The sequence below is a fragment of the Salinivibrio sharmensis genome (assembly GCF_001995985.1).
Classification (GTDB): domain Bacteria; phylum Pseudomonadota; class Gammaproteobacteria; order Enterobacterales; family Vibrionaceae; genus Salinivibrio; species Salinivibrio sharmensis.
Genome location: NZ_MUFC01000004.1, coordinates 106,737 through 127,511 on the forward strand (window position 1 = coordinate 106,737; position 20,775 = coordinate 127,511).

General features: G+C 50.7%; 21 protein-coding genes. 7 read left to right on the top strand and 14 right to left on the bottom strand.

Annotation, left to right across the window (positions count from 1 at the left end):
- Positions 1–76 precede the first annotated feature (76 nt).
- The gene (gene cspE / locus BZG74_RS05405) at positions 77–289 is read right to left on the bottom strand and encodes a transcription antiterminator/RNA stability regulator CspE (RefSeq protein WP_069360900.1); all 213 of its coding nucleotides are present in this window, start codon (positions 287–289) and stop codon (positions 77–79) included.
- Between the two features lie 251 nt (positions 290–540).
- Positions 541–1,017: a redox-sensitive transcriptional activator SoxR gene (gene soxR, locus BZG74_RS05410; RefSeq protein WP_077771682.1), complete on the bottom strand. Its 477-nt coding sequence runs from the start codon at positions 1,015–1,017 to the stop codon at positions 541–543.
- Between the two features lie 98 nt (positions 1,018–1,115).
- Here soxR and BZG74_RS05415 point away from each other — a divergent pair, with 98 nt between their 5' ends.
- A complete protein-coding gene (locus BZG74_RS05415) occupies positions 1,116–1,304 on the top strand; it encodes a hypothetical protein (RefSeq protein WP_077771683.1) in 189 nt (62 codons plus the stop codon).
- A gap of 116 nt (positions 1,305–1,420) precedes the next feature.
- Here the strand turns inward: BZG74_RS05415 and tkt are convergent, their stop codons facing one another.
- From tkt to BZG74_RS05430, 3 genes are all read right to left on the bottom strand, one after another.
- Complete coding sequence (tkt, locus tag BZG74_RS05420) at positions 1,421–3,415, bottom strand: transketolase (protein ID WP_077771684.1); 1,995 nt, start codon at positions 3,413–3,415, stop codon at positions 1,421–1,423.
- Positions 3,416–3,513: 98 nt separating this feature from the next.
- Positions 3,514–4,464: a transaldolase gene (gene tal, locus BZG74_RS05425; protein ID WP_077668039.1), complete on the bottom strand. Its 951-nt coding sequence runs from the start codon at positions 4,462–4,464 to the stop codon at positions 3,514–3,516.
- A gap of 181 nt (positions 4,465–4,645) precedes the next feature.
- The gene (locus BZG74_RS05430; protein WP_077771685.1) at positions 4,646–5,662 is read right to left on the bottom strand and encodes a sugar-binding transcriptional regulator; all 1,017 of its coding nucleotides are present in this window, start codon (positions 5,660–5,662) and stop codon (positions 4,646–4,648) included.
- Between the two features lie 418 nt (positions 5,663–6,080).
- Between BZG74_RS05430 and BZG74_RS05435 the strand changes: the two genes are divergently transcribed.
- Positions 6,081–8,573, top strand: coding sequence for an EAL domain-containing protein (locus BZG74_RS05435; RefSeq protein ID WP_162274004.1), 2,493 nt, complete (start codon positions 6,081–6,083; stop codon positions 8,571–8,573).
- Between the two features lie 16 nt (positions 8,574–8,589).
- Here the strand turns inward: BZG74_RS05435 and murQ are convergent, their stop codons facing one another.
- Both murQ and BZG74_RS05445 read right to left on the bottom strand, forming a co-directional pair.
- Positions 8,590–9,504 (bottom strand): N-acetylmuramic acid 6-phosphate etherase, encoded by a 915-nt coding sequence (gene murQ / locus BZG74_RS05440; RefSeq protein WP_077771687.1) that lies wholly within the window; start codon positions 9,502–9,504, stop codon positions 8,590–8,592.
- Positions 9,505–9,513: 9 nt separating this feature from the next.
- The gene (locus tag BZG74_RS05445) at positions 9,514–10,626 is read right to left on the bottom strand and encodes an anhydro-N-acetylmuramic acid kinase (protein ID WP_077771688.1); all 1,113 of its coding nucleotides are present in this window, start codon (positions 10,624–10,626) and stop codon (positions 9,514–9,516) included.
- Positions 10,627–10,823: 197 nt separating this feature from the next.
- Here BZG74_RS05445 and nagZ point away from each other — a divergent pair, with 197 nt between their 5' ends.
- A complete protein-coding gene (gene nagZ, locus BZG74_RS05450; RefSeq protein WP_077771689.1) occupies positions 10,824–11,828 on the top strand; it encodes a beta-N-acetylhexosaminidase in 1,005 nt (334 codons plus the stop codon).
- A gap of 105 nt (positions 11,829–11,933) precedes the next feature.
- Here the strand turns inward: nagZ and BZG74_RS15685 are convergent, their stop codons facing one another.
- From BZG74_RS15685 to BZG74_RS05475, 6 genes are all read right to left on the bottom strand, one after another.
- The gene (locus BZG74_RS15685; protein WP_167369482.1) at positions 11,934–12,110 is read right to left on the bottom strand and encodes a hypothetical protein; all 177 of its coding nucleotides are present in this window, start codon (positions 12,108–12,110) and stop codon (positions 11,934–11,936) included.
- Positions 12,111–12,260: 150 nt separating this feature from the next.
- Entirely contained in the window at positions 12,261–13,106 is an 846-nt protein-coding gene (gene hdfR / locus BZG74_RS05455; protein WP_077771690.1) for an HTH-type transcriptional regulator HdfR, read from the bottom strand.
- Positions 13,107–13,185: 79 nt separating this feature from the next.
- Positions 13,186–14,652, bottom strand: coding sequence for a lactate dehydrogenase (locus BZG74_RS05460; protein WP_077771691.1), 1,467 nt, complete (start codon positions 14,650–14,652; stop codon positions 13,186–13,188).
- Between the two features lie 18 nt (positions 14,653–14,670).
- Positions 14,671–15,381, bottom strand: coding sequence for a purine-nucleoside phosphorylase (gene deoD / locus BZG74_RS05465; protein WP_069360912.1), 711 nt, complete (start codon positions 15,379–15,381; stop codon positions 14,671–14,673).
- Positions 15,382–15,403: 22 nt separating this feature from the next.
- Complete coding sequence (locus BZG74_RS05470) at positions 15,404–15,574, bottom strand: XapX domain-containing protein (RefSeq protein ID WP_021023774.1); 171 nt, start codon at positions 15,572–15,574, stop codon at positions 15,404–15,406.
- A 211-nt stretch (positions 15,575–15,785) separates the two neighbouring features.
- Positions 15,786–16,028: a hypothetical protein gene (locus BZG74_RS05475; protein WP_077771692.1), complete on the bottom strand. Its 243-nt coding sequence runs from the start codon at positions 16,026–16,028 to the stop codon at positions 15,786–15,788.
- 67 nt (positions 16,029–16,095) lie between these two features.
- On the opposite strand from BZG74_RS05475, the gene BZG74_RS05480 reads away from it, so the two are divergent.
- From BZG74_RS05480 to BZG74_RS05495, 4 genes are all read left to right on the top strand, one after another.
- Positions 16,096–17,010: a siderophore ABC transporter substrate-binding protein gene (locus BZG74_RS05480; RefSeq protein WP_077771693.1), complete on the top strand. Its 915-nt coding sequence runs from the start codon at positions 16,096–16,098 to the stop codon at positions 17,008–17,010.
- Positions 17,011–17,085: 75 nt separating this feature from the next.
- Positions 17,086–18,033 carry an ABC transporter permease gene (locus BZG74_RS05485; RefSeq protein WP_077771694.1) on the top strand — a complete coding sequence of 316 codons (948 nt, stop codon included), beginning with the start codon at positions 17,086–17,088 and terminating at the stop codon, positions 18,031–18,033.
- Complete coding sequence (locus BZG74_RS05490; protein WP_077771695.1) at positions 18,026–18,973, top strand: iron chelate uptake ABC transporter family permease subunit; 948 nt, start codon at positions 18,026–18,028, stop codon at positions 18,971–18,973. The genes BZG74_RS05485 and BZG74_RS05490 overlap by 8 nt, the downstream gene beginning before the upstream one ends.
- A gap of 4 nt (positions 18,974–18,977) precedes the next feature.
- Entirely contained in the window at positions 18,978–19,775 is a 798-nt protein-coding gene (locus BZG74_RS05495) for an iron ABC transporter ATP-binding protein (RefSeq protein ID WP_077771696.1), read from the top strand.
- 84 nt (positions 19,776–19,859) lie between these two features.
- On the opposite strand, the gene yddG is transcribed toward BZG74_RS05495, so the two are convergent.
- A complete protein-coding gene (yddG, locus tag BZG74_RS05500) occupies positions 19,860–20,774 on the bottom strand; it encodes an aromatic amino acid DMT transporter YddG (RefSeq protein ID WP_077771697.1) in 915 nt (304 codons plus the stop codon).
- Position 20,775 lies beyond the last annotated feature (1 nt).

Here is a 20,775-nt window from a genome sequence, read left to right on the forward strand (position 1 = left end):
GTGTTGACCACGTTCACCAAATGATAGGCACAAAAAAAGGGCGCCTGAGCGCCCTCTATCAATCAGGTCTGGTTTCTTATGCTACAGAAACGTCAGATGCCTGTGGGCCTTTTTGGCCTTGCTCAACGGTGAAGTTCACACGCTGGCCTTCAGTTAGGGTTTTGAAACCTTCGCCAACGATCGCGCGGAAGTGTACAAACACGTCTTTTTCGCCGTTGTCACGAGTGATGAAACCGAAACCTTTCTCTTCGTTAAACCACTTTACGATACCAGTTGCTTGATTAGACATAATCATTCTCTCTTAAATTACAAAAAATAGGATAGCTTTGAACGGAGTCGATGAAATGTCTAAAAGCGAAAGCGGGTAACGTTAGAAACTCTATAATATTGATAATAGCGTAGCTTATGTTGACTTTTACTTGATGTATCATTGATGCTCCATGTTCCAGAGCTGTGTTTACCATACAGCAATTCACTCACTTGTAAAGCGTTGTGAGTATTTTTATTTAATCCTTTGGTGGAGCGTTGCGATTGGGCTACTCATCGCCTCCTTCCCCACTCTTTCAAAAGTTGGGTTACTCCCAATTCCGGATGATTCAACACGTTGTCATCTTGGGTGACTTCACCGACCACATCATTGGGGTTATAGAGCGAGCAGGTTTTCATTGATAGGCAGCCACAGCCAATGCAGCCACTTAAATTGGCCTGTAATTGCTGTAAGCGTGCGATTTGCTCATTGAGGGTGGCATCCCAGCGCTCTGCCATATTACGCCACTGCTCTTTGGTGGGAGCGCGGTGAGAGGGCAGTTTACTTAATGCTCTACCTATCTCTTCAAGTGAGAGCCCCACATGTTGTGCAGCTTTAATCACCGCAAGACGACGTAGAACAGCGCGGTCGTAACGGCGTTGATTGCCCGCATTACGCCAACTGGTGATCAAGCCTTTTTGCTCGTAAAAATGCAGGGTAGACACCTTTACACCCGCCCGTTTTGCCACTTGCCCAACGCTCATTTCCATCTTTTTTCGCCTTTTTCTGCCACTCCTTGTTTACCTCAATATAACTTGAGGTTTTATCCTGACTAGCATCTTAACAACACAATGAGAGGGGAATCACGATGAAAGAAATGAAAGAGGGCGTTACTTCAATGTTATTGGCGATTATCCAAGGTGTTCAATGGCGAGTTGGTATGAGCCGTAAACCGAAAGCAGTGTCAATCGCATCGATGCCAGCCCGACTTCAACATGACTTAGGGGTGGATACTCTGGATGCGAATACGCACCCTTCGGCACATCGCTTTCTATAAGCGCGCTGCATCTGTTGCTGTTACAGCATGGGTTGCAGGATGCTAGAGGGTAAGATAGAAAAAAGGCCAGTCATCGCAGACTGGCCTTAGCAGAATTAACGTGCCGTGAGGTGCAATTAAGCGAGCAGTTCTTCGGCGGTGTTAACCACGTTTTCAACGGTGAAGCCGAACATTTTGAACAGCTCGTCAGCCGGTGCTGACTCACCGAAGGTGGTCATACCGACAACGCGGCCGTCTAGACCTACATACTTGTACCAGTAGTCGGCGATACCCGCTTCAATAGCAATACGTGCTGTCACGTCTGATGGCAGTACGGATTCGCGGTAAGTGGCATCTTGTTTATCGAACAAGTCAGTGCTTGGCATAGAGACCACACGCACTTGCTTGCCGGCTTCGCTCAGTTTCGCGGCTGACTCCATCGCTAACTCGACTTCAGAGCCGGTCGCAATCAAGATCAGATCAGGCTTACCCGCTGAATCTTTTAGGATGTAGCCACCTTTGGCAATGTTAGCCAACTGTGCGTCATCACGCTCTTGCTGAGCCAGGCCTTGGCGAGAGAACACCAGGGCGCTTGGGCCGTCTTTACGCTCAACCGCTGCTTTCCACGCGACCGCGGATTCAACTTGGTCACACGGGCGCCACATGCTCATGTTGGGTGTTTGACGCAAAGTAGCCAGTTGCTCAACCGGTTGGTGAGTTGGCCCGTCTTCACCCAGACCAATCGAGTCGTGGGTATACACTTGAATATTCTGCACCTTCATCAACGCGGCCATACGCATCGCGTTACGGGCGTACTCCATAAAGATCAGGAAGGTTGCCCCGTAAGGTACAAAACCGCCGTGCAGGGCAATACCGTTGATAATGGCGGTCATACCAAATTCGCGCACACCGTAGTGCAGGTAGTTGCCGCTGGCATCGTCTGCGCTGATCGCTTTCGAGCCTGACCACATGGTCAAGTTAGATGGGGCTAAGTCAGCAGAGCCACCCAGCAGTTCTGGTAGTAGCTTACCGAACGCTTCTAGCACGTTTTGTGATGCTTTACGTGATGCAATTTTGGCTGGGTTAGCTTGCAGATCGGCAATCAGCTTTTGTGTTTCGCTGTCCCAGTTGCTAGGCAGTTCACCCTTCATGCGACGAGTAAATTCAGCGGCTAGCTCAGGATATTGTGCTTGATACGCAGCGAATTTCTCGTTCCAAGCGGCTTCTTTGGCCGCACCGGCTTCTTTGGCGTCCCACTGTGCGTAAATATCTTGTGGGATCTCAAATGGGGCGTGCTCCCAACCGAGGAATTCACGTGCAGCTTGTACTTCGTCATCACCCAGTGGCGCACCGTGACAGTCGTGGCTGCCTGCTTTGTTGGGTGAGCCATAACCGATGGTGGTCTTGGTACAAATCAGTGTCGGCTTGCCGGTTTCTGCCTTTGCCGCTTCAATGGCCGCTTGAATCGCCGCCGAATCATGGCCGTCGACGGCAGGGATCACGTGCCAGCCATATGACTCGAAGCGTTTCGCGGTATCGTCAGAGAACCAACCTTCTACATGACCGTCGATAGAAATGCCGTTGTCATCCCAGAAGGCGATCAGCTTGCCCAGGCCTAGGGTGCCGGCGAGTGAGCATGCTTCGTGCGAGATACCTTCCATCAAGCAGCCATCACCCAAGAATGCGTAGGTGTGGTGGTCGACGATGTCGTGGCCGTCGCGGTTAAATTGCGCCGCAAGTGACTTCTCTGCTACCGCCATACCCACGGCGTTGGTAATGCCCTGGCCGAGGGGACCTGTCGTGGTTTCAATGCCCGGTGCGTAGCCATATTCAGGGTGGCCTGGGGTATTCGAGTGCAACTGACGGAACTGTTTAAGATCGTCAATAGAAACGCCATAACCGGTCAGGTGTAGTAGCGAATAAATCAGCATAGAGCCGTGGCCGTTTGACAGTACGAAACGGTCACGGTTGGCCCAATCTGGGTTTTGTGGGTTGTGATTCATGTGGTCGCGCCACAAGACTTCGGCAATATCAGCCATACCCATTGGGGCGCCTGGGTGACCAGATTTGGCTTTTTGAACACCGTCCATCGCAAGGGCGCGGATGGCGTTAGCTAGCATTTTGCGTTCCATGTGTTTACCTACAGGTTGAACAGGTGAAATAGAGTCAAACAGTATCATAAAAGCGGGCTGAGCCGCTTTTATTGTGTTAAATCACGCTTTGTGTTGGATCACAATTGTTCGCGAATCATGTCTTCAAGCTTGCCTTGGTCAACCGCAAAATTGCGAATGCCTTCCGCAAGCTTCTCAACCGCCATCGCGTCTTGGTTGTGTTCCCATAAGAATTCAGCGTGGGTCATACGGGTTGGGCGCTGCTCGGTGGCCCCCGCGTCTTTTAGCTTAACCGGCACGTCACCGTCGGCATCGCTCAGCTCTTGTAGAAGCTGTGGGCTGATGGTGAGACGGTCGCAGCCAGCAAGCTCAAGAATTTCGCCTGTATTACGGAAGCTTGCGCCCATCACAACGGTGTCGTAGCCGTGAGCTTTGTAGTAGTTGTAGATGGTGGTGACAGATTTAACACCTGGGTCTTCTGCGGCCTCGAAATCACGGCCTTCTTTGGCTTTGTACCAATCCATGATACGACCCACAAACGGTGAAATCAGGTAAGCGCCCGCTTCGGCACAAGCACGTGCTTGTGCGAATGAGAACAAGAGTGTCAGGTTACAGTTGATCCCTTCTTTTTCCAGGATTTCTGCCGCACGAATGCCTTCCCAAGTTGACGCCAGTTTGATCAGAATACGCTCGTTGCTGATCCCAGCTTCGTTATACATGCTGATAAGCTTGCGCGCTTTGGCAACACTGGCTTCTGTGTCGTAAGACAAACGTGCGTCTACCTCGGTAGAGATACGGCCAGGGATCACATTAAGGATTTCTTTACCAATGTTGACGGCCAGACGGTCACAGGTGTCAGCAACTTGCTGGTCTGCGTCGCTGCTGTGTGATTTTGCATAGGCAATCGCTTCATCGATCAGCGGCGCATATTCTTTGATTTGCGCGGCTTTGAGGATCAGAGAAGGGTTGGTTGTGGCATCTTGCGGTTGGTATTTTTTAATCGCTTCGATGTCGCCTGTGTCAGCGACCACTGTGGTTAGGGCACGGAGTTGGTCCAGTTTGTTGCTCATCTTCACTCACCTTCTTTACGTGGTAGGCCCAGACGCCGAGTTACGTGCTAACGCTTGCTCTGAAGTATGAACAGATGCAACGCGCCTGAGCAAATGATGTGACGATCTTTGAGTTTTTTACGTCACTTGTCAATTGTATTGCGACATAAAGAGAGTTAAGTCTCACTCTTTCGTCTCGAATTTACTCATCCTGTTGAAACATGAACGCGGTTTCATCAGGTGCGGGCTCAGACATGTTGAGTAGTGCCATCGCACAACTTGCGCTGGTGGCCAGCACATCAATCACGCCCGTACGCAAAGCGCCAAGAATGGACAAAGCTTTACGACTCTCACTGGCCATAGCTATCACACTGGGTATACGCGCCAAATCAGGCATGGCTAGCCCAACGACTCGCCCTCGCATCAAATTATCGGTGGGTTGCCCGTCGAGACGGAAAAAATCAAAGCCACCGATGTCTCCGACAATACCATGGTTGACACGTGCTTCAACAAATTCGCGCGCGGTAAAGCAGCCTAATTTCACCATATGGCTATTTTCGTCCATGTCGCCAATCCCTACCAGTGCAAACTCTGCCTTTCTTGCCTGGTTCAAGGTTTCGCTGATATTGGGGTGAGAGACAAACACTTGTTGGATTGATTCGTTATCGACGTAGGCTGGGGCATATAGAGTTTCACTGCTACCGCCAAATTTTTTGGCGAGACGCCGGCAGATATGATCCGCATTAAAGGCATCGCCACTGCGGTGAGTGCCGCCGATAGCACAGACAAATCGTGCTTGGCGATGAGAGACGACGCCGGGGTGATCAGCAACCGCCGCGACGTTTTGGCCTTGTCCCACCGCGACCACCATGCCGTCATTGAGGTTACCATCCAAGTAAGTGGAAACCAGGGTCGCGACTTGAGTACGTTGCTCTGCGGGGCTGGGTTGGTCGAGAGAAATCAATGCACGTTTAAGATTAAATCGCGCCATGAGCCTTTGCTCCAACTGCGCACTGTGCACAGGGTGAAATTTCACCGTTATTTCGACAATTCCTTCCTCACGTGCTTTTCGGAGCAGACGGCTGACTTTGGGGCGACTTATTTTGTATTTTCGCGCGATCTCTTCTTGGGTTGCGCTTTGTTGGTAATACAGAATGGCGATTTCGGTCAGCAAATCAGTGTCTTCGTGAATGTTATCTGGGGGCGTCTGCGTACTCATGTATGTTGGTCTCGCTCATTGATCGAATCAAACTCACCGCACACAGTACGGCTCACTGCAACGGTGATCAGTATATCGAGCTTGTGATAGCTGAACAAATGTTATGATTAAAAACGGTTGTTCATTGCTATAGGCTCAGCTACAAGCCGCGGGAGTATCGGATTGATGGATCGGACAGGACTTTTAAAGACGCCTTGTTTGAAAAAATAGCCATTACTATCTAGTTTTATTATGTCCCACTCAGGTTTCCGAATAGATTAACTCGAAAGATGTACAAAGTAAGGGGAGTAAACCTCGGGCGGCAGACTCGTTTTTGGCTAAGGAGTGTATTTTTATGCACGCATTGCAGTCTCGGCAGCCCCTGATTTGGGTGACGACCTTATTCATAGTGGTGGTTATGTTCGCTGTCGGATTTTGGATGACGAGTTTGAGTCGCACCACGCCGCCCGCACTATCACTGGTGGATACTGAATATAGCTATTTCATTGACGAGACCAACGAGCTCTCTCTTAACTATGTGTTGGATCATGCCCCCTTTACGGCAGCCGAGAACGCCCGTGAGATCCCCTGGAAGCTGGCTTATCAAACCTATTGGATCAAGCTTGATTTCAATTACCGAGGCCTGACTGAGCGCGACATTCATGTGCTCACCGATAACCCACTGATTGACTATCTTGACGCGTACCATATTTTGGATGGCGAGCAGGTGCGCTCACAGATAAAAGCAGGGGATAAAACATCTGCGCGTCTGAACCGCTTACCAATGCCCGATTCCATTCCGGTCAACTTACTGCCGGAGCGCGGTAACCAATTACTGCTTAAGGTGACATCGAATGATGTGCCGATCATGCCGTTAAGCGTGATGTCGCACCAAGCGTTTGATCAGTTATCTCAGTCTTTGCATTTGGTTTGGGGCGGCTTCATCACCTTTACCTTTTTGGTCGCGCTGTATAGCGCAGGGGTGTATGTCTACAGTCGTCAGCGCGTCTATCTCATTTTTGTGCTTGTCGCCCTAATGAGTACCTTGCTTGTGAGTGTTAATCATGGTTTCAGTCGCTACTTTTTGCCGGACCCGGTGCAGATATTTATCAGTAATCACTTGGTGGCTTTGGCCGTTTGCCTACTTATGGCGGGATTATGGTTCACCTACTATTTTCTAGACTTTGAGCGAAGTCGGCTTTATCAGCGCGCGCGTTCACTCTTTCTTATGGCCACCGGGGGGCTGTTTGGCTTGGCCTTGTTAAGCTTTATCACCCCCACGTATGTGTCGCTTTCATTTGTGTTTATCGCGCAATTACCGGTCTATGGCTTGGTGGCCTATTATGTATGGCACCAATGGCAACCAAATAAATTTTGGCTCTCGCTCTTTACCCTCTGTTGGATCCCGGCCATGGTGGGCGGGGTGATTTTCTACGCTCTGATGCTCAACGTTATTGATTACAGTCTGCTAGCACGTTACGCACTGATGATGTCGCTGGGAATGACCATGATTTTCTTTTCATTGGCCCTCGCTGAACGCTTCCGGTACCAGCGATTACAGGAAATGCAGGCGCTGACGCATGACACGCTAAGTTATCTACCGAATAACAATGTGTTACATATGGTGATCAATGATTTGATCAGCCGAAATGCGCGGTTCAATTTGTGCTGTTTATCAGTGGATAATTACAACAGCCTGCTTCCCTACTTAGATGAGCGCGCCCGAGAGGAATACATTAACGCGATTGCTGGCCGTATTAATGATGTGTTGATGATGCAACCTGTGTTGGGGGTGAAAACCGACAGTGATATGCCGGATTATCGTTTGGGGTGTTTAAAAGAGGGTGTTTTTGCGTTTTTGATTGATGATGTTGACCGTTCGGCGTGCGATACGATTCTCGATTCGGTCATTAAAGGATTAAATGGTGACTTATGTGTTGGCTCATTTGTGACGCAAGTGAATGCGCGCATTGGTGTTTGCCACTATCCCACTGACGGTGACCACCCAAGCCTCTTAATCAGCCGCGCCCTCAGCGCCATTGATCAACATCGATCGCTTGCCAGCCGCTATGCACATTTTAATTCTTACGAGCAACGACACCATCAATTGCATGTTTCTCTCGTGACCGACCTGAGGGATGCTATCGAGAATGATCAATTAGAGCTGTATCACCAACCGCAAATTGATTTACGTACTGGCTCTGTCCATGGCTCGGAAGTCTTAGCGCGTTGGACGCACCCTGAGTACGGGCAAATATCGCCTGAAGTCTTTGTGCGAATGGCCGAAGATGTTGGGATCATTAATAACCTCACGTTATGGGTGATTCGTCGTGCCTTCCAGCAACAAGCGCAGCTTATTAGTAACGGCCATTGTCGCCGCCTTTCCATCAACATCAGTGCGTCTGATATTTATATCCCCGACTTAGCCAATCGTGTGGTTGAGCTGGCGCGCCAATATGACATACCAACAAACTTGATCTCGCTAGAGCTGACTGAGTCGGTGATGGTTGAGGACTACAATTGGCTGAAACAATTGATTTCAGAATTGTCAGCCAGTGGCATTGAAGTCTCCATTGATGATTATGGTACGGGTTATTCGTCGCTCTATTTTCTTTCTCAGCTTCCCTTCACGGAGCTTAAAATTGATCGCAGTTTTGTGCGAGATCTGCACAAGAGTGGCCGTCACCAAAGCATTGTTCGTGCCACCACAGATATGGCACGGTCACTGGGGGTAATGGTGGTCGCTGAGGGGGTCGAATCGGAGGAAGCGGAGGCCCTATTAAGGCGGTATGGGGTCGATGTGTCACAAGGTTACTTCTACTCGCGCCCGCTTCCTTTCCAACAATACCAAGCGTACGTTGAGCGCATGGACAGCGTGCAACCGACCACGGTGCTAAGAGAACACAATATACGCTCATCCTCAAGTGGATGAGAGCGGGTGCATTGCATTAACCTAGTTGCAATGCATCACGTAGGTGCCCATTGGCCTGCTGGAGCCGCTGCCGTGCAGCCGTTGGGTCTTGCTCCGCTAAAATCATAAAAATGGCCACCTTGACCTCCCCATTGGCTTGCGATAAAGCGTTTGTAGCAGCAGGCTCATCACAACCGGTGGCCTCCATCACGATAAGCTTTGAGCGGGTAAGCAATTTATCGTTGCTGGCTTTTACATCGACCATCAGGTTTTGATAGCACTTGCCTGTCTTTATCATCGCTGCGGTACTCAGCATATTTAATACCAGTTTTTGCGCGGTACCTGACTTCATTCGGGTTGAACCGGTGAGCGCTTCAGGGCCAACTTCGGGCGTAATGGTAATCTGAGCGTGGGCGCTAATGGCCGCATTGGGGTTGCATGACAACGCGACCGTCACAGCGCCGGCTTGCTTGGCGTATTCGAGTGCACCGATAACATAAGGGGTGCGACCACTGGCGGCGATGCCGACCACCACATCCTGCGCGGTGAGGTGTTGTGCGACCAAATCCGCTTTACCGGCATCTGGGTTGTCTTCAGCGCCTTCTTGAGCGACGAACATAGCAGGCTCGCCACCGGCAATCAATCCGATGACTTGTTGGTTATCCACCCCAAAGGTGGGCGGGCATTCGACCGCGTCAAGCACACCAAGTCGACCACTGGTACCCGCACCGATGTAGATAAGACGACCGCCTTGGTTAAAACTTGCCGCAATCGCATCGACCGCTTTTGCAATCGCGGGGAGTTGCGTCTGCACGGCGGAGGCTACCCCCTTGTCCTCTTCGTTAATCATTGCCACTAAGCCAAGTGTGTCTTGTTGGTCGAGTGTCAGTGTATGCGGGTTGCGTGTTTCTGAGAGTAAGCCTTTTAGCTGGTCGACGCTGGGGGCTGACATAATCGTTCCTCAGTAGGGTAGATAAATGGCACCAAGGCAACAGGCTTGCGTCGCGCCTGTCACGGCGGGCACATTGCCCGGTTGGTGATTAAGGGTTTGTCTGGCCAGCCAAGCAAAGGCAATGGCTTCCATATCGTCGCAACTGATCCCGGCATCGTCAGTTTGTGCAATCGACCATTGCGGAAGTGCCTGTTGTAACGCATGCATCAATGCCTGGTTGTGCGCGCCACCGCCACACACGAACACTCGGCCACGCTCTAATGGACGGATAGCTAACGCAATACTTTCGGCGGTTAATGCCAGCAAGGTGGCTTGCACTTGGTCTGGAGAGAGTGAAAACGCGAGCAGGTGACGATCGAGCCAATCGAGATTAAAGTATTCCCGCCCGGTACTTTTAGGTGCAGGGCGTGAGAAGTACGCGTCGGATAGCAGGCGGTTGAGTAAGGGTCGATACGCGCAGCTGGTGGCTGCCCACTCGCCATCTTTGTCATAGGCTTGGTGGCGGTGACGCTGCGTCCAGGCATCCATTAACATATTCCCTGGCCCCGTATCATAGCCATACAAAGGGCGGTCGGGGCAAATCATTGATACGTTGGCAATACCGCCGATATTCACCACCGCGGTGGCTTGTTCGCTATCGGCAAAGTAATCATTGTGAAAGGCGGGCACCAAAGGGGCGCCTTGACCACCATACGCCATGTCTTTGCGCCTAAAATCAGCGATAGTGGTAATGCCGGTTCGCGCCGCAATCACATTGGCGTCGCCAAGCTGCATGGTGAATGGATAATCGCCGCTAGGTTGGTGATAGACGGTTTGACCATGACAACCGACCGCCGCGACATGCTTAGGCAGTAGCGCCGCTTGTTCAAGTAGGGTATTGATAGCATTGGCGTAACACTCCCCTAAACGACGATCGAGTTCGCCCAAGGCTTTGACCGACATCGGATGACCTCGGCTCAAGGTGATCACAGTGGCTTTAATATCTTGCGGTAGCGGGTCACTATGGCGAGCAATTGACTCCACGTGGCCGGCCTGAGTGAACCGGACAGCGACGACATCAATGTTGTCTAAGCTCGTCCCTGACATAACACCTATGTAGATATCGGCGGCGGGTTGTGGCATCGGGTGCTTCCTTACAGTAGTCCAGCGATAAAATGACGACAATAACCAAGGTACTGAGTATAAACAGATTGCGATAAGTGGCAAAGTGCTTGATGATCTCTTTGGGGTACTGGCGCCTTGCAATAGTGAATAGTTTGATTGGACGAATATAATCAAAGCGGTTGTCAGTGGGTTGACAAGAGTATGAAGGAGAAACGATGGGACCGGTTTGGCTAGATGTGCGCACCGAGCAACTTGATAACGAAGAGAAAGAAATCTTGGCACATCCCTCTGTGGGAGGCGTCATTCTATTTGCTCGCAATTATTTTGACTCCGCGCAGCTGCGCGCATTAACCCAGTCAATACGCACAGCGGCTGGGCGTGACATCCTCATTGGCGTTGACCAAGAGGGGGGCCGTGTTCAACGGTTTCGCGACGCGTTTACCCCTATACCCGCTGCGCAGTCTTATGGTGCGTTGAGTGCAAGTCCAGCGCTCGCGGAGCAAGCGGGTTGGGTGATGGCAATGGAGCTGATAGCTCATGGGATTGACCTCAGTTTTGCGCCTGTGCTGGATTTAGGGTTTGGGTGTGTGGCAATCAAAGACCGTGCCTTTGGTGCGACACATCAGACTATCAACGACTATGCTGGCGCGTTTGCTAAGGGTATGCGCGTGGCCGGAATGGCCACCACGGGCAAACATTTTCCGGGGCACGGTGGGGTGACAGAAGACTCGCACTTAGTAACACCTGAGGACACGCGCGATATTTTACACTCGGACGACTTTGCGATTTTCCAATCGTTTATTGCGCGAGGGCTCGTGGATGCGATGATGCCTGCCCATGTGATCTACCCGCAACATGATGCCTTGCCAGCCAGTGGTTCGCCGTACTGGCTTACCCAGATTTTGCGCCAACAACTTGGGTTTAAAGGGATTATTTTTTCTGATGATTTAAATATGGGCGGTGCACATTTGTTCGGCGATGCCCCCGCGCGTGCCAAAGCGGCGCTGGACGCTGGGTGTGACATGGCCTTGATATGCAATGACCGCCACAGTGCGATGTCGGTGCTCGACGCTTTGCCCATTCAGTCGGTCCCTGCTGCGGATACATTGCGGGTGCGCCAACCCGTGGAGTGGCAACGCTTACAGCAAGATCTGCGTTGGCAGTCGGCACAGCGTGAGATTAAACGACATGCAGAAGAGTGGCAGGCGCAACAAGCCTGAGCGAGTGCACCAGTGTCGAAAAGCCACAACAAAAAAGGCAACGTCATCACGTTGCCTTTGTCCTATTAATGACGAGCGCTTTTTACCGCGAGTCTTGCCTCGCGATTAGCGGCCTTCTCCGAAATAACTGTCGTCGTGTTGCGATCGGGAAGCGCGCTTATTGTTGCGCTTCTTGTCTTTTTTGCCGCGTGGCATATCGTCATCAAAATCGTCGTGGTGGCGAGATTTAAACTTCTCTTTATGTTGCGAGCCGTGTTTTAACCATTGATCCCACTGTGCCATGGTGGTGTTTTCCTAACGCTTGTTGATTATCAGTGCTATGTGTAGCCGGAGTGTTAGACACATAATGTTTGCCTAACGATTCTAAGATAGCCTAAAAATTGAACGTCGACTAGTGAAATAGGCGTGAATTTACCGATTTTTTCTGAGCACTTATAACTGACCGGCAGATGATACTAACTCATTGATTAGCGGTTTTTTATCGCTGTTAGTTAGCCAGGTAAGGTAAAGGGGGTGGGTAAGAATATGGCCGTGATCAATAAGATGGAGTTGTCCGTTGTTCAGATAAGGGTGAACCGCCAGTGACGGTAGAAACGCGACGCCGCCGTGCACGAGTAAATAGTTTAATGCCAGTTGGCATGACTGGGTATGTAACACGGGTGAGCGTTGTAGTGGCGCAATTTGGCTCTGCTCAAGCGAAAAGCGAGTCCCCCAATCAAGATAAACCAGTGGTAGCGTGTCGCTCGTGTCCAGTGTGAGCGCCGGTAAATGGCTGACTAACTGAAGTTGATAATCGCCTAGGTGGTGCGATTGTAACCCTTCAAGCTTAGGCAGCTCTGAGGTCAATCCGGCATCAATACGTTTTTCAATCAAATGGCGTGCTAGCAACTGGGCGGGCGTCGACTCGGCACGGATCAACCAGTCTGGGTGCGCCGCACACACGCGGTTGACCCATGCGCTGACGCCATCGAGTTCCCACAGCATCGGGGAGGCGGCAAGCGTGAGTTGTGCGCTCGCGTGCTGCATTGCACTCACGTCCTGTTGGGCACGCTGCCATGTTTGCAGCATGGTTTCGGCATAAGGAAGTAAGCGCTCACCCGCATCGGTCAGACGAACATTATTGCGCTGACGCACAAACAGCGATGTATCCAACTGCGTTTCGAGTTGTCGAATGCGAAAGCTCACAGCGGATTGGGTCAGGTAAAGGTTCTCCGCCGCACGGCCGAAGTGACGCGTCTTGCTAACTTCAATAAACGTGCGCAGTAGTTGAATGTCCAATGGCGTTTTCCTTCTCGGCGATACCGGGCATTTAGGCAAAAAACGTCGATGTACGTCAAGTGAATGCGCACGGTGTGGATCAGAGCATCAGATCTGCCAGGGTCAAAGGGCGTTCGGTCAAGCCAAGCCGTTGGGCTGGGGTGAGATGCGCGCGGTCTTGCCAACACAAGTTATGCCATGCGCGATAGATATCCAGCAGGGGCAGTAGCCCACCAGGGCGCAGTCGGCGTCTCGGCTCATTGACCAATAGTGAAAACTGCTGGTGGAAGTGCTGTTGATATTTTTTCAACGCATCACAGCTTGCATGGGTTAACCAATAGGCCTCTTGACCTTTGTTTTGGCCATGATCGCAGATTGCTTTAGCGCCGTCGCCACTGCGAGTAAAGGCCCAACGGTCACGCCACCAGCTTAGCAAAACGATATCAATTTTTTCTGGCTCTGATCCGGGCTGCCAACCGGCATCCTGCTCGACGTATACATGGCTGACGCGTTTATCTCGAATATCAGCTTCAAAAACGGACAGACAAGCGGAGCGCAACAAGGGCTCTTGCGGCGAAAACACCACAATTTGCTGCCAATGCTCGATTAACGGCTTGAGGTTGAGGTAATGCGCGTACGTGGTGTATTGAGGGCGGATCAGCGTGCCGCGATTAGGATAAATAAAGTGTAGCGGCTGCGTATAGGGATCTTCGACATTTGAGCGAGAAAAAACTTCTCGGTACTTGGCATCAACCCGACCGAGTAATCCTTCTGGGCGTGCCACTGAGTCTTGCTGTTGACCCGCACTGTGCGTCGACATAAAGCGACAGTCAGGTTGGTAAGGGTCATGATGTGTGGGCAAGTGGTGATGGTCATCAGCATGATAATTCACATCTTGCTGCAGCACGTAGCCGCTATGCGCCTCACCCGTTGCTAGCCATTGCACGCCATTGTCGCTCTTGGGCTGCAAGGCGGTGTGGACACTGGCTAGGTGGCCCGTTGAGGTATCAGCTAAAAACCGACTATCGTAAGCCGCGAGCTTCTGTCGGCATCTTGCCGCAATTTGGTTAAGGTGGTCGTAAAAGGTTTTCGGATTCAGCGACAGCCGCCGGCAGATGTCACGCACTGTGTGGCCAGTAAAAAGAAAGGCCAACAGCTTTTGCTGTAATTCACTTTTTTTGTTGACGCCAGACCAACGGTCGACAAAGGTGCTTTGGCAACCTTTGCAACGATAACGTTGCCGATCGCCACTATAGCCAAAGGCATGATAACAATGCCGATGCGTGAGAACTGGTTTGCCTAAATGCTCACAGTCCGGGTTGGTGCAGGCACATAGGCCATCGGCATGAAGTTGGCGTTGCGCAATGCGCTCAGCTTGCACTTCATGGTTATTTAGCAGAGGAGGAAACGCGCCACACTCGCGACACACCAGGGTTGGTCGTGCTGGATTGGTGTGCTGAACTAAGTAATCGTGCTCATCCTTTGACCCAAAATTAGGGCAGGTGAGGGTCTTACAAAAATTCAGCTGTAAATCACCGGCCGCGAGAGGCAGTTTACCGCTAGACACGTTCCCTCCGACCAACACTTACAGGTTGATCGCGGTTTCGAGCGAGACCGTCATCATCTCGTTAAATGACTTTTGACGCTCGTCAGAGCTTAGAGCTTCGCCACGGATGATATGGTCAGACACGGTCAAGATGGTGAGTGCACGCGCACCCAGTTCAGCCGCAACACCGTAGATACCTGCCGCTTCCATATCCACAGCCAGGATACCTAGGTTATCCATTTTGTTGAACAAATCAGCCTCTGGGCTGTAGAACAGGTCGGCAGAGAAGACATTACCGACACGCACAGACACATTCTGCTTACGTGCTTCGCCCACGGCCGTTTCAAGCAGGTGATAGTCTGAAATAGCCGCAAAGTCGTGGCCAGCAAAGCGTGTACGGTTGACTTTCGCATCCGTGGATGCGCCTTGTGCGATAATGACATCCATCAGTTTGACATCGTCTTTAACCGCACCGCAGCTGCCGACGCGGATCACGTTCTTAACACCGTAATCTTTGATTAGCTCATGCACATAGATTGAGCAAGATGGGATCCCCATGCCGTGGCCCATGACAGACACTTTTTTGCCTTTGTAGGTGCCGGTGTAGCCGAACATGTTACGCACGTCGGTCACGCGCTCCGCGTTCTCGAGAAAGTTTTCGGCAATGTACTGCGCACGCAGCGGATCACCAGGCATGAGGACAGTTTCAGCAAATGCGCCGTCTACAGCATTGATATGTGGGGTAGCCATAGTGTGCTCCAATTATCTTTAGTTAAGAGAAAAAGCGTTCGATCACAGCTTGGTAAGCCATGCCGCCAAGGTAGATACCAACAATGCCCATGATCCCAGAAATCACCGGGGGAGCAGGCAGTGGTAACTTGATCGCGCTGAAGAAAAAGCCAACGATGGCGCCAGCGACGACCGCAAGTAAAATTTCGTTCATTATAACCCTCAAACATCTAGTTAGGTGCAGTCCAGCTCAAATCGGTACCCAATTTGCGACAGTCATAGCTGTCTTTATTGTCTTTTAAGTGGTGCCGCATGAGATGAGTCTAGTGTATGTAACCCGTGCGCATTTACGCGCGATCTTGATCACAACTATCCCCATATTAGCGCGTAATGGCCATAATGATTACTAAATGTGTTGATAGTGTCTATGCAATCGCTTGCGTTTTAGTCAAATGACGCGGTTTTTCGTCTCTCAAATGCTTGATGGTGACGAAGCAACAGCAGATAGCCGATGCAATTGCGGTTTTTTTGCGCAAGATCAAAACAGTTTTGGTAAGCGTGATTGGCATGCCTGAATAAAAGACCTCATGCTCGCTGCGGAGTGCAAAACGCATCGTTTTAACGCCATGCGCCTGATCAACAATATTATAAATATGAATAATTCTCACTTCTATTCGTGACTTGCTTATTCAACTGCGTTAGCATTGCCCCACTGATTTTTGCGAGGAAAGGGCTATGCAAGCTTTTCGTTCATTTTTTCCATTTATTTTTCTCACTGTTTCTTTGTTGTTGAGCAGTCACGCGGCGGCAAAAACGATCACCCATGCGATGGGCACCGTTGAAATCGACGGCGTACCACAACGCGTGGTTGTGTTGGGACAGGGCAGTTTAGATGTGCTGGATCGTCTCGGTGTTGAGCCTGTTGGCGTGGTCAAGTCTTTAATGCCGGATTATCTCGCCAAAACCTATCAAGACGATAAATATGTCGCGGTCGGGACGGTGAAAGAACCTGATTATGAGGCCATTTTCACCGCTAAGCCTGATTTGATCATTGCGGAAGCGCGTATGGCATCGCTCATGAGCGAGTTAGAGGAAATCGCGCCGACTATCATGTTCAAAGCCGACTATGAGAACTATTGGCAAAGTGTGCAAGCCAATTGGCGCATGCTTGGCGAGGTGTTCAACAAGCAAGATAAAGTCGACACGATCATTGAACAAATGAGTAGCAAGATTGCCCAGACGCATGAGAAAGCGGTGGCGGACAACTTCAATGCGCTGATGGTTATGAGCAACGGCAGTAAAGTGGCGATGTTCGGCGAGAATAGCCGCTTTGGCATGGTGTTTGATGAGCTAGGCTTGAAACCTGCGAAAAGCGACGATGTGGAAGTGGCCGGTTCACACGGTAACTTGATTTCGTTCGAATACATTGCCGACGCTAATCCTGATGTCTTACTCGTGCTGGATCGTGAGCAGGCGATTGGGGAAGGTGAAGGCAAGGCGAAAGCGCGTTTTGATAATCCTTTGGTCAACAAAACGCAGGCTCACCAACAGCAACGTATCAGCTATCTCGACCCGACCGCTTGGTACATTACCATGGCTGGCATGACGGCGATGGATAAGATGATCGATGATGTAAACCGCGTGCTTTAATCATCATACGAGAAACAAATAGACCCAGGCTGGCCCTGGGTCTTTGTGGTTCTAGACCTCAACGGTAGTGATTCTGTGAAGTATCTTTCTATTCCTGTCCTTGTGGTGTTGGCGATCTTGTCGATATCCATTGGTGTGGCGCACGTGTCCCTCGCAAGCTTGTGGGCAGGCGATCCAGAAGCGTGGACAATTTTTACCACCAGTCGTATTCCTCGGTTATTGGCTATCTGTTTGGCTGGTGCGGGCTTAAGTGTGGCTGGACTCATCATGCAGCAGATCTGTCAAAACCGCTTTGCCGCGCCCGACACCACCGGCACCATTGATTGTGCGCTGCTGGGTTATGTACTGACTCTGGTTGCGTTCGGGGGCGCCAGCCAATGGCTGGACCTGTCTGTTATTGTGGGGATGGCGATGGCAGGCACTTGGCTCTTCGTCCATTTTCTCCAACGATTGAAGTTTAAAAATACTGTACTGGTTCCCTTGATTGGCATTATGTACGGCAATGTGGTGTCTTCGCTGACCCAGTTTTTAGCTTATAAGTACGATCTGATTCAAACCTTGCAAGCGTGGACGGTCGCCAACTTTTCGTCGGTGCTTGCGGGAAATTATGAAGTACTCTTTGTGGCTATTCCGGTATGTGGTATCGCCTATGCGTATGCCAGCCAATTCAGCGCCGCCAGTATTGGCGAAAGCTTTGCCAAAAACATTGGCCTTGATTATCAAAAGGTGGTGCTCTTTGGTGTCATGGTGGTCGCGTTGCTGTCGTCCACTGTGGTGATGATTGTTGGTGTTATCCCCTTTCTTGGCTTAATTGTGCCCAATGTTGTCTCGCTTTTTATGGGCGATAACATTAAACGCAACCTACCTTGGACAGCCTTTTGGGGCGTGGTGTTGGTGCTGAGCTGCGACATTCTGGGCCGCGTCATTATCTTCCCCTATGAAGTCCCTATCGCGATGATTATTTCTATCTTAGGCGGTGCGGTGTTTATCTATCTGGTGATGAGGGACAAAGCCAATGCGTGATGGTATCAAGCTCTCTCTTGTCGCAATGGGTGTGGTGCTCGTAGCAGGGTACTTTTTAGGGCATGGATTAACGGCGGATAATTACGCGTATTTTCTTTCACGACGAACCCCTAAGGTCTTAGCTATTACGCTCGCTGCCGTGGCGATCTCGGCTTCTTCGCTGGTGTTTCAAACCATCACCAACAATCGGATTTTGACGCCTTCGATTCTGGGCTTCGATAGTTTATACGTCCTTTTGCAAACCGTTTTATTGGTGGTCTTCGGCTCAAGTAGCGTATTGCTGATCAATGCTTACGCGAACTTTACCGCCAGTGTGGTGTTAATGACGGTCAGTGCGACTGTGTTGTTCACGCTTTACTTTCGTCGACATCGCGCCAACATCTATACGCTGCTGTTAATTGGTATTGTGTTAGGTAGCGTGTTTGGCAGTATCAGTCAGTTTTTTACCTTGTTGGTCGATCCGAGTGAGTTCGCCATCCTGCAAGATGCGATGTTTGCCAGCTTCAATAATGCGAATCGTGAGCTGGTCTATGTCAGTGTACCGGTATTAGCGGCCTGTTTGCTGGTGCTATATCGATTTAGCAATCAGCTTGATGTGTGCTTGTTGGGTGAGGATAACGCAACCAGCCTTGGCATCGATACGCGCCGACTCACACTGAAAGTGATGATGGTGATTGCGGTGATGATTGCCTTATCAACTGCTTTGGTTGGACCGGTGCTCTTTTTTGGTTTGATTGTGGTGAGCCTCGCACGACAAATGTTTGTCAGTTATCAGCATCGTTTTTTGATTGTGGCCACCAGCGTGTTGGCCGCCTTTTTGCTGTTAAGTGGCCAATATGTTGTCGAGCAATGGTTTGGGTTTGAGACCACGGTGAGTGTGATCATTAACYTTGTCGGTGGCGGTTACTTTTTATATCTACTGACGAAAAATAAATTTTAACATTATGATTGAATTAATTGGATTATCGAAAGCTTACGGCCAAACACAGGTGGTCAATCAGGCCAGCGCACTGTTCCCACTCGGTAAAGTGACCGCTATCATCGGCCCCAACGGGGCCGGGAAAAGTACGCTGCTATCGATGGCGAGCCGACTGACAGACAGTGATGCCGGTGAGGTGTTGCTTGGTGATAAACCACTGAATGAGTGGAGTAACCAAGCGTTGGCGCAGCGCTTGGCCGTGTTGCGTCAAGCGAACAATGTCAATATGCGTTTTCGGGTGCGTGAGTTGGTTGCATTTGGGCGCTTTCCGCATTCCAAAGGGCGGCTAACCGAACAAGACAACGCGGTGATTGATGACGCGTTAGCGCAACTTGGGCTCACAGAGTTGCAAGAGCGCTTTATTGATCAGCTCAGTGGTGGCCAACGGCAAATGGCATTCATTGCCATGGTAGTGGCGCAAAACACTGACTATGTTTTCCTCGACGAGCCACTCAACAATCTCGATATTCGTCATTCTGTGGCGATCATGAAAACGGTACGAGAGTTGGCACACCGATACAATAAGGCGGTCGTGGTCGTGATGCACGATATTAATTTTAGTGCGTGTTATGCCGATAACATGATTGCGATGAAAGCGGGTGAGGTTGTTGCCAGTGGTCGAGTAAAAGATGTGGTGACTAAACCCATCATGGAGCAGATTTACGAGATTGATTTTGAAGTGGAGGAGATAAACGGGCAGCGCATTTGTCTGTATTATGGCGTCGCGACACCGTCCCCGTCGATGGCCGCCATCGAGTCCTAACTTTCTCGGCGACTAGCCGCCACTCGAGGCTAGTCGCCTGTGTCATCTCGACGCCACGCCTCATATAATGAGGGCGTTCAGGCGTCATTGAGCGCTCACTTGTTGACGTCTACTGGCGGCTTTTACGGGCTCACGCGTTAGCCACCAGCTGGCCAGTGAGCCAAATGTGACCATGGCCACGCCTTGCCAAAAGGTGAGCGTCAACGAAGTCGAAAGTAACACGGCCGACAATAAGGTCGATAAGATAGGAATGAAATAGGACAAGGTGGCCAAGACCATCAAATTGCCCTTGAGAATGCCAATATTCCAAAGCCCGTAACCGCCTCCCATGGCGAGTCCAGCGAGCAGCACATAGCCGCTGGTTTGCCATGATAGACTGATGGCGGGTGCGTCAGAGACGAGGTAGCCCACCCATAACGTCACCGCGGTGGCACAGAAAAACCAGGTTATCCCGTTCTTACCCTGTGCGCGCATCTTGGTGAGATTGCAGTATATCGCCCAAATAATCGCACCGCTAAACGCCAATATATAACTAACCGGATTTGATTGAATATTTGCCACGAGGTGAGACCAAGAGACGCCTTGTTTCCCTCCTACTGTCCACACCACACCCATAAAGGCGACCGCTAACGCAGGATAGAGCCAAAGGCTCACTTTCTGACGGGTCAAAATAACCGAAAACAAGACGGTTAAGCACGGCCAGAGGTAGTTGATCACCCCCATTTCGATTGCTTGAGTGCGGGTATTCGCCCAAGCCAGTGATAAGGCCAAGCACAGTTCATACACCACGAATAAAACGCCACCAATCAGCAAATATTGGCGCGGGAAAGTGTTGAGTTTGGGGAGGCCGACGACGACAATCAAACAAAGAGAGGCAAGCGTATAAATCGCCGCTGCGCCACCGAGTGGCCCCAGCAATTCGGTGACATGACGAATAAAAGCGACATTGCTGCTCCAAAGCATGATGGCGCCGCATCCGGCCAGCGTATATCGGTTCATG

Bases quoted from the DNA above. Each gene is read 5' to 3' on its own strand.
- cspE (WP_069360900.1), bottom strand. From the start codon at position 289: ATGTCTAATCAAGCAACTGGTATCGTAAAGTGGTTTAACGAAGAGAAA.
- soxR (WP_077771682.1), bottom strand. From the start codon at position 1,017: ATGGAAATGAGCGTTGGGCAAGTGGCAAAACGGGCGGGTGTAAAGGTG.
- BZG74_RS05415 (WP_077771683.1), top strand. From the start codon at position 1,116: ATGAAAGAAATGAAAGAGGGCGTTACTTCAATGTTATTGGCGATTATC.
- tkt (WP_077771684.1), bottom strand. From the start codon at position 3,415: ATGGAACGCAAAATGCTAGCTAACGCCATCCGCGCCCTTGCGATGGAC.
- tal (WP_077668039.1), bottom strand. From the start codon at position 4,464: ATGAGCAACAAACTGGACCAACTCCGTGCCCTAACCACAGTGGTCGCT.
- BZG74_RS05430 (WP_077771685.1), bottom strand. From the start codon at position 5,662: ATGAGTACGCAGACGCCCCCAGATAACATTCACGAAGACACTGATTTG.
- BZG74_RS05435 (WP_162274004.1), top strand. From the start codon at position 6,081: ATGACGAGTTTGAGTCGCACCACGCCGCCCGCACTATCACTGGTGGAT.
- murQ (WP_077771687.1), bottom strand. From the start codon at position 9,504: ATGTCAGCCCCCAGCGTCGACCAGCTAAAAGGCTTACTCTCAGAAACA.
- BZG74_RS05445 (WP_077771688.1), bottom strand. From the start codon at position 10,626: ATGCCACAACCCGCCGCCGATATCTACATAGGTGTTATGTCAGGGACG.
- nagZ (WP_077771689.1), top strand. From the start codon at position 10,824: ATGGGACCGGTTTGGCTAGATGTGCGCACCGAGCAACTTGATAACGAA.
- BZG74_RS15685 (WP_167369482.1), bottom strand. From the start codon at position 12,110: ATGGCACAGTGGGATCAATGGTTAAAACACGGCTCGCAACATAAAGAG.
- deoD (WP_069360912.1), bottom strand. From the start codon at position 15,381: ATGGCTACCCCACATATCAATGCTGTAGACGGCGCATTTGCTGAAACT.
- BZG74_RS05470 (WP_021023774.1), bottom strand. From the start codon at position 15,574: ATGAACGAAATTTTACTTGCGGTCGTCGCTGGCGCCATCGTTGGCTTT.
- BZG74_RS05480 (WP_077771693.1), top strand. From the start codon at position 16,096: ATGCAAGCTTTTCGTTCATTTTTTCCATTTATTTTTCTCACTGTTTCT.
- BZG74_RS05495 (WP_077771696.1), top strand. From the start codon at position 18,978: ATGATTGAATTAATTGGATTATCGAAAGCTTACGGCCAAACACAGGTG.
- yddG (WP_077771697.1), bottom strand. From the start codon at position 20,774: ATGAACCGATATACGCTGGCCGGATGCGGCGCCATCATGCTTTGGAGC.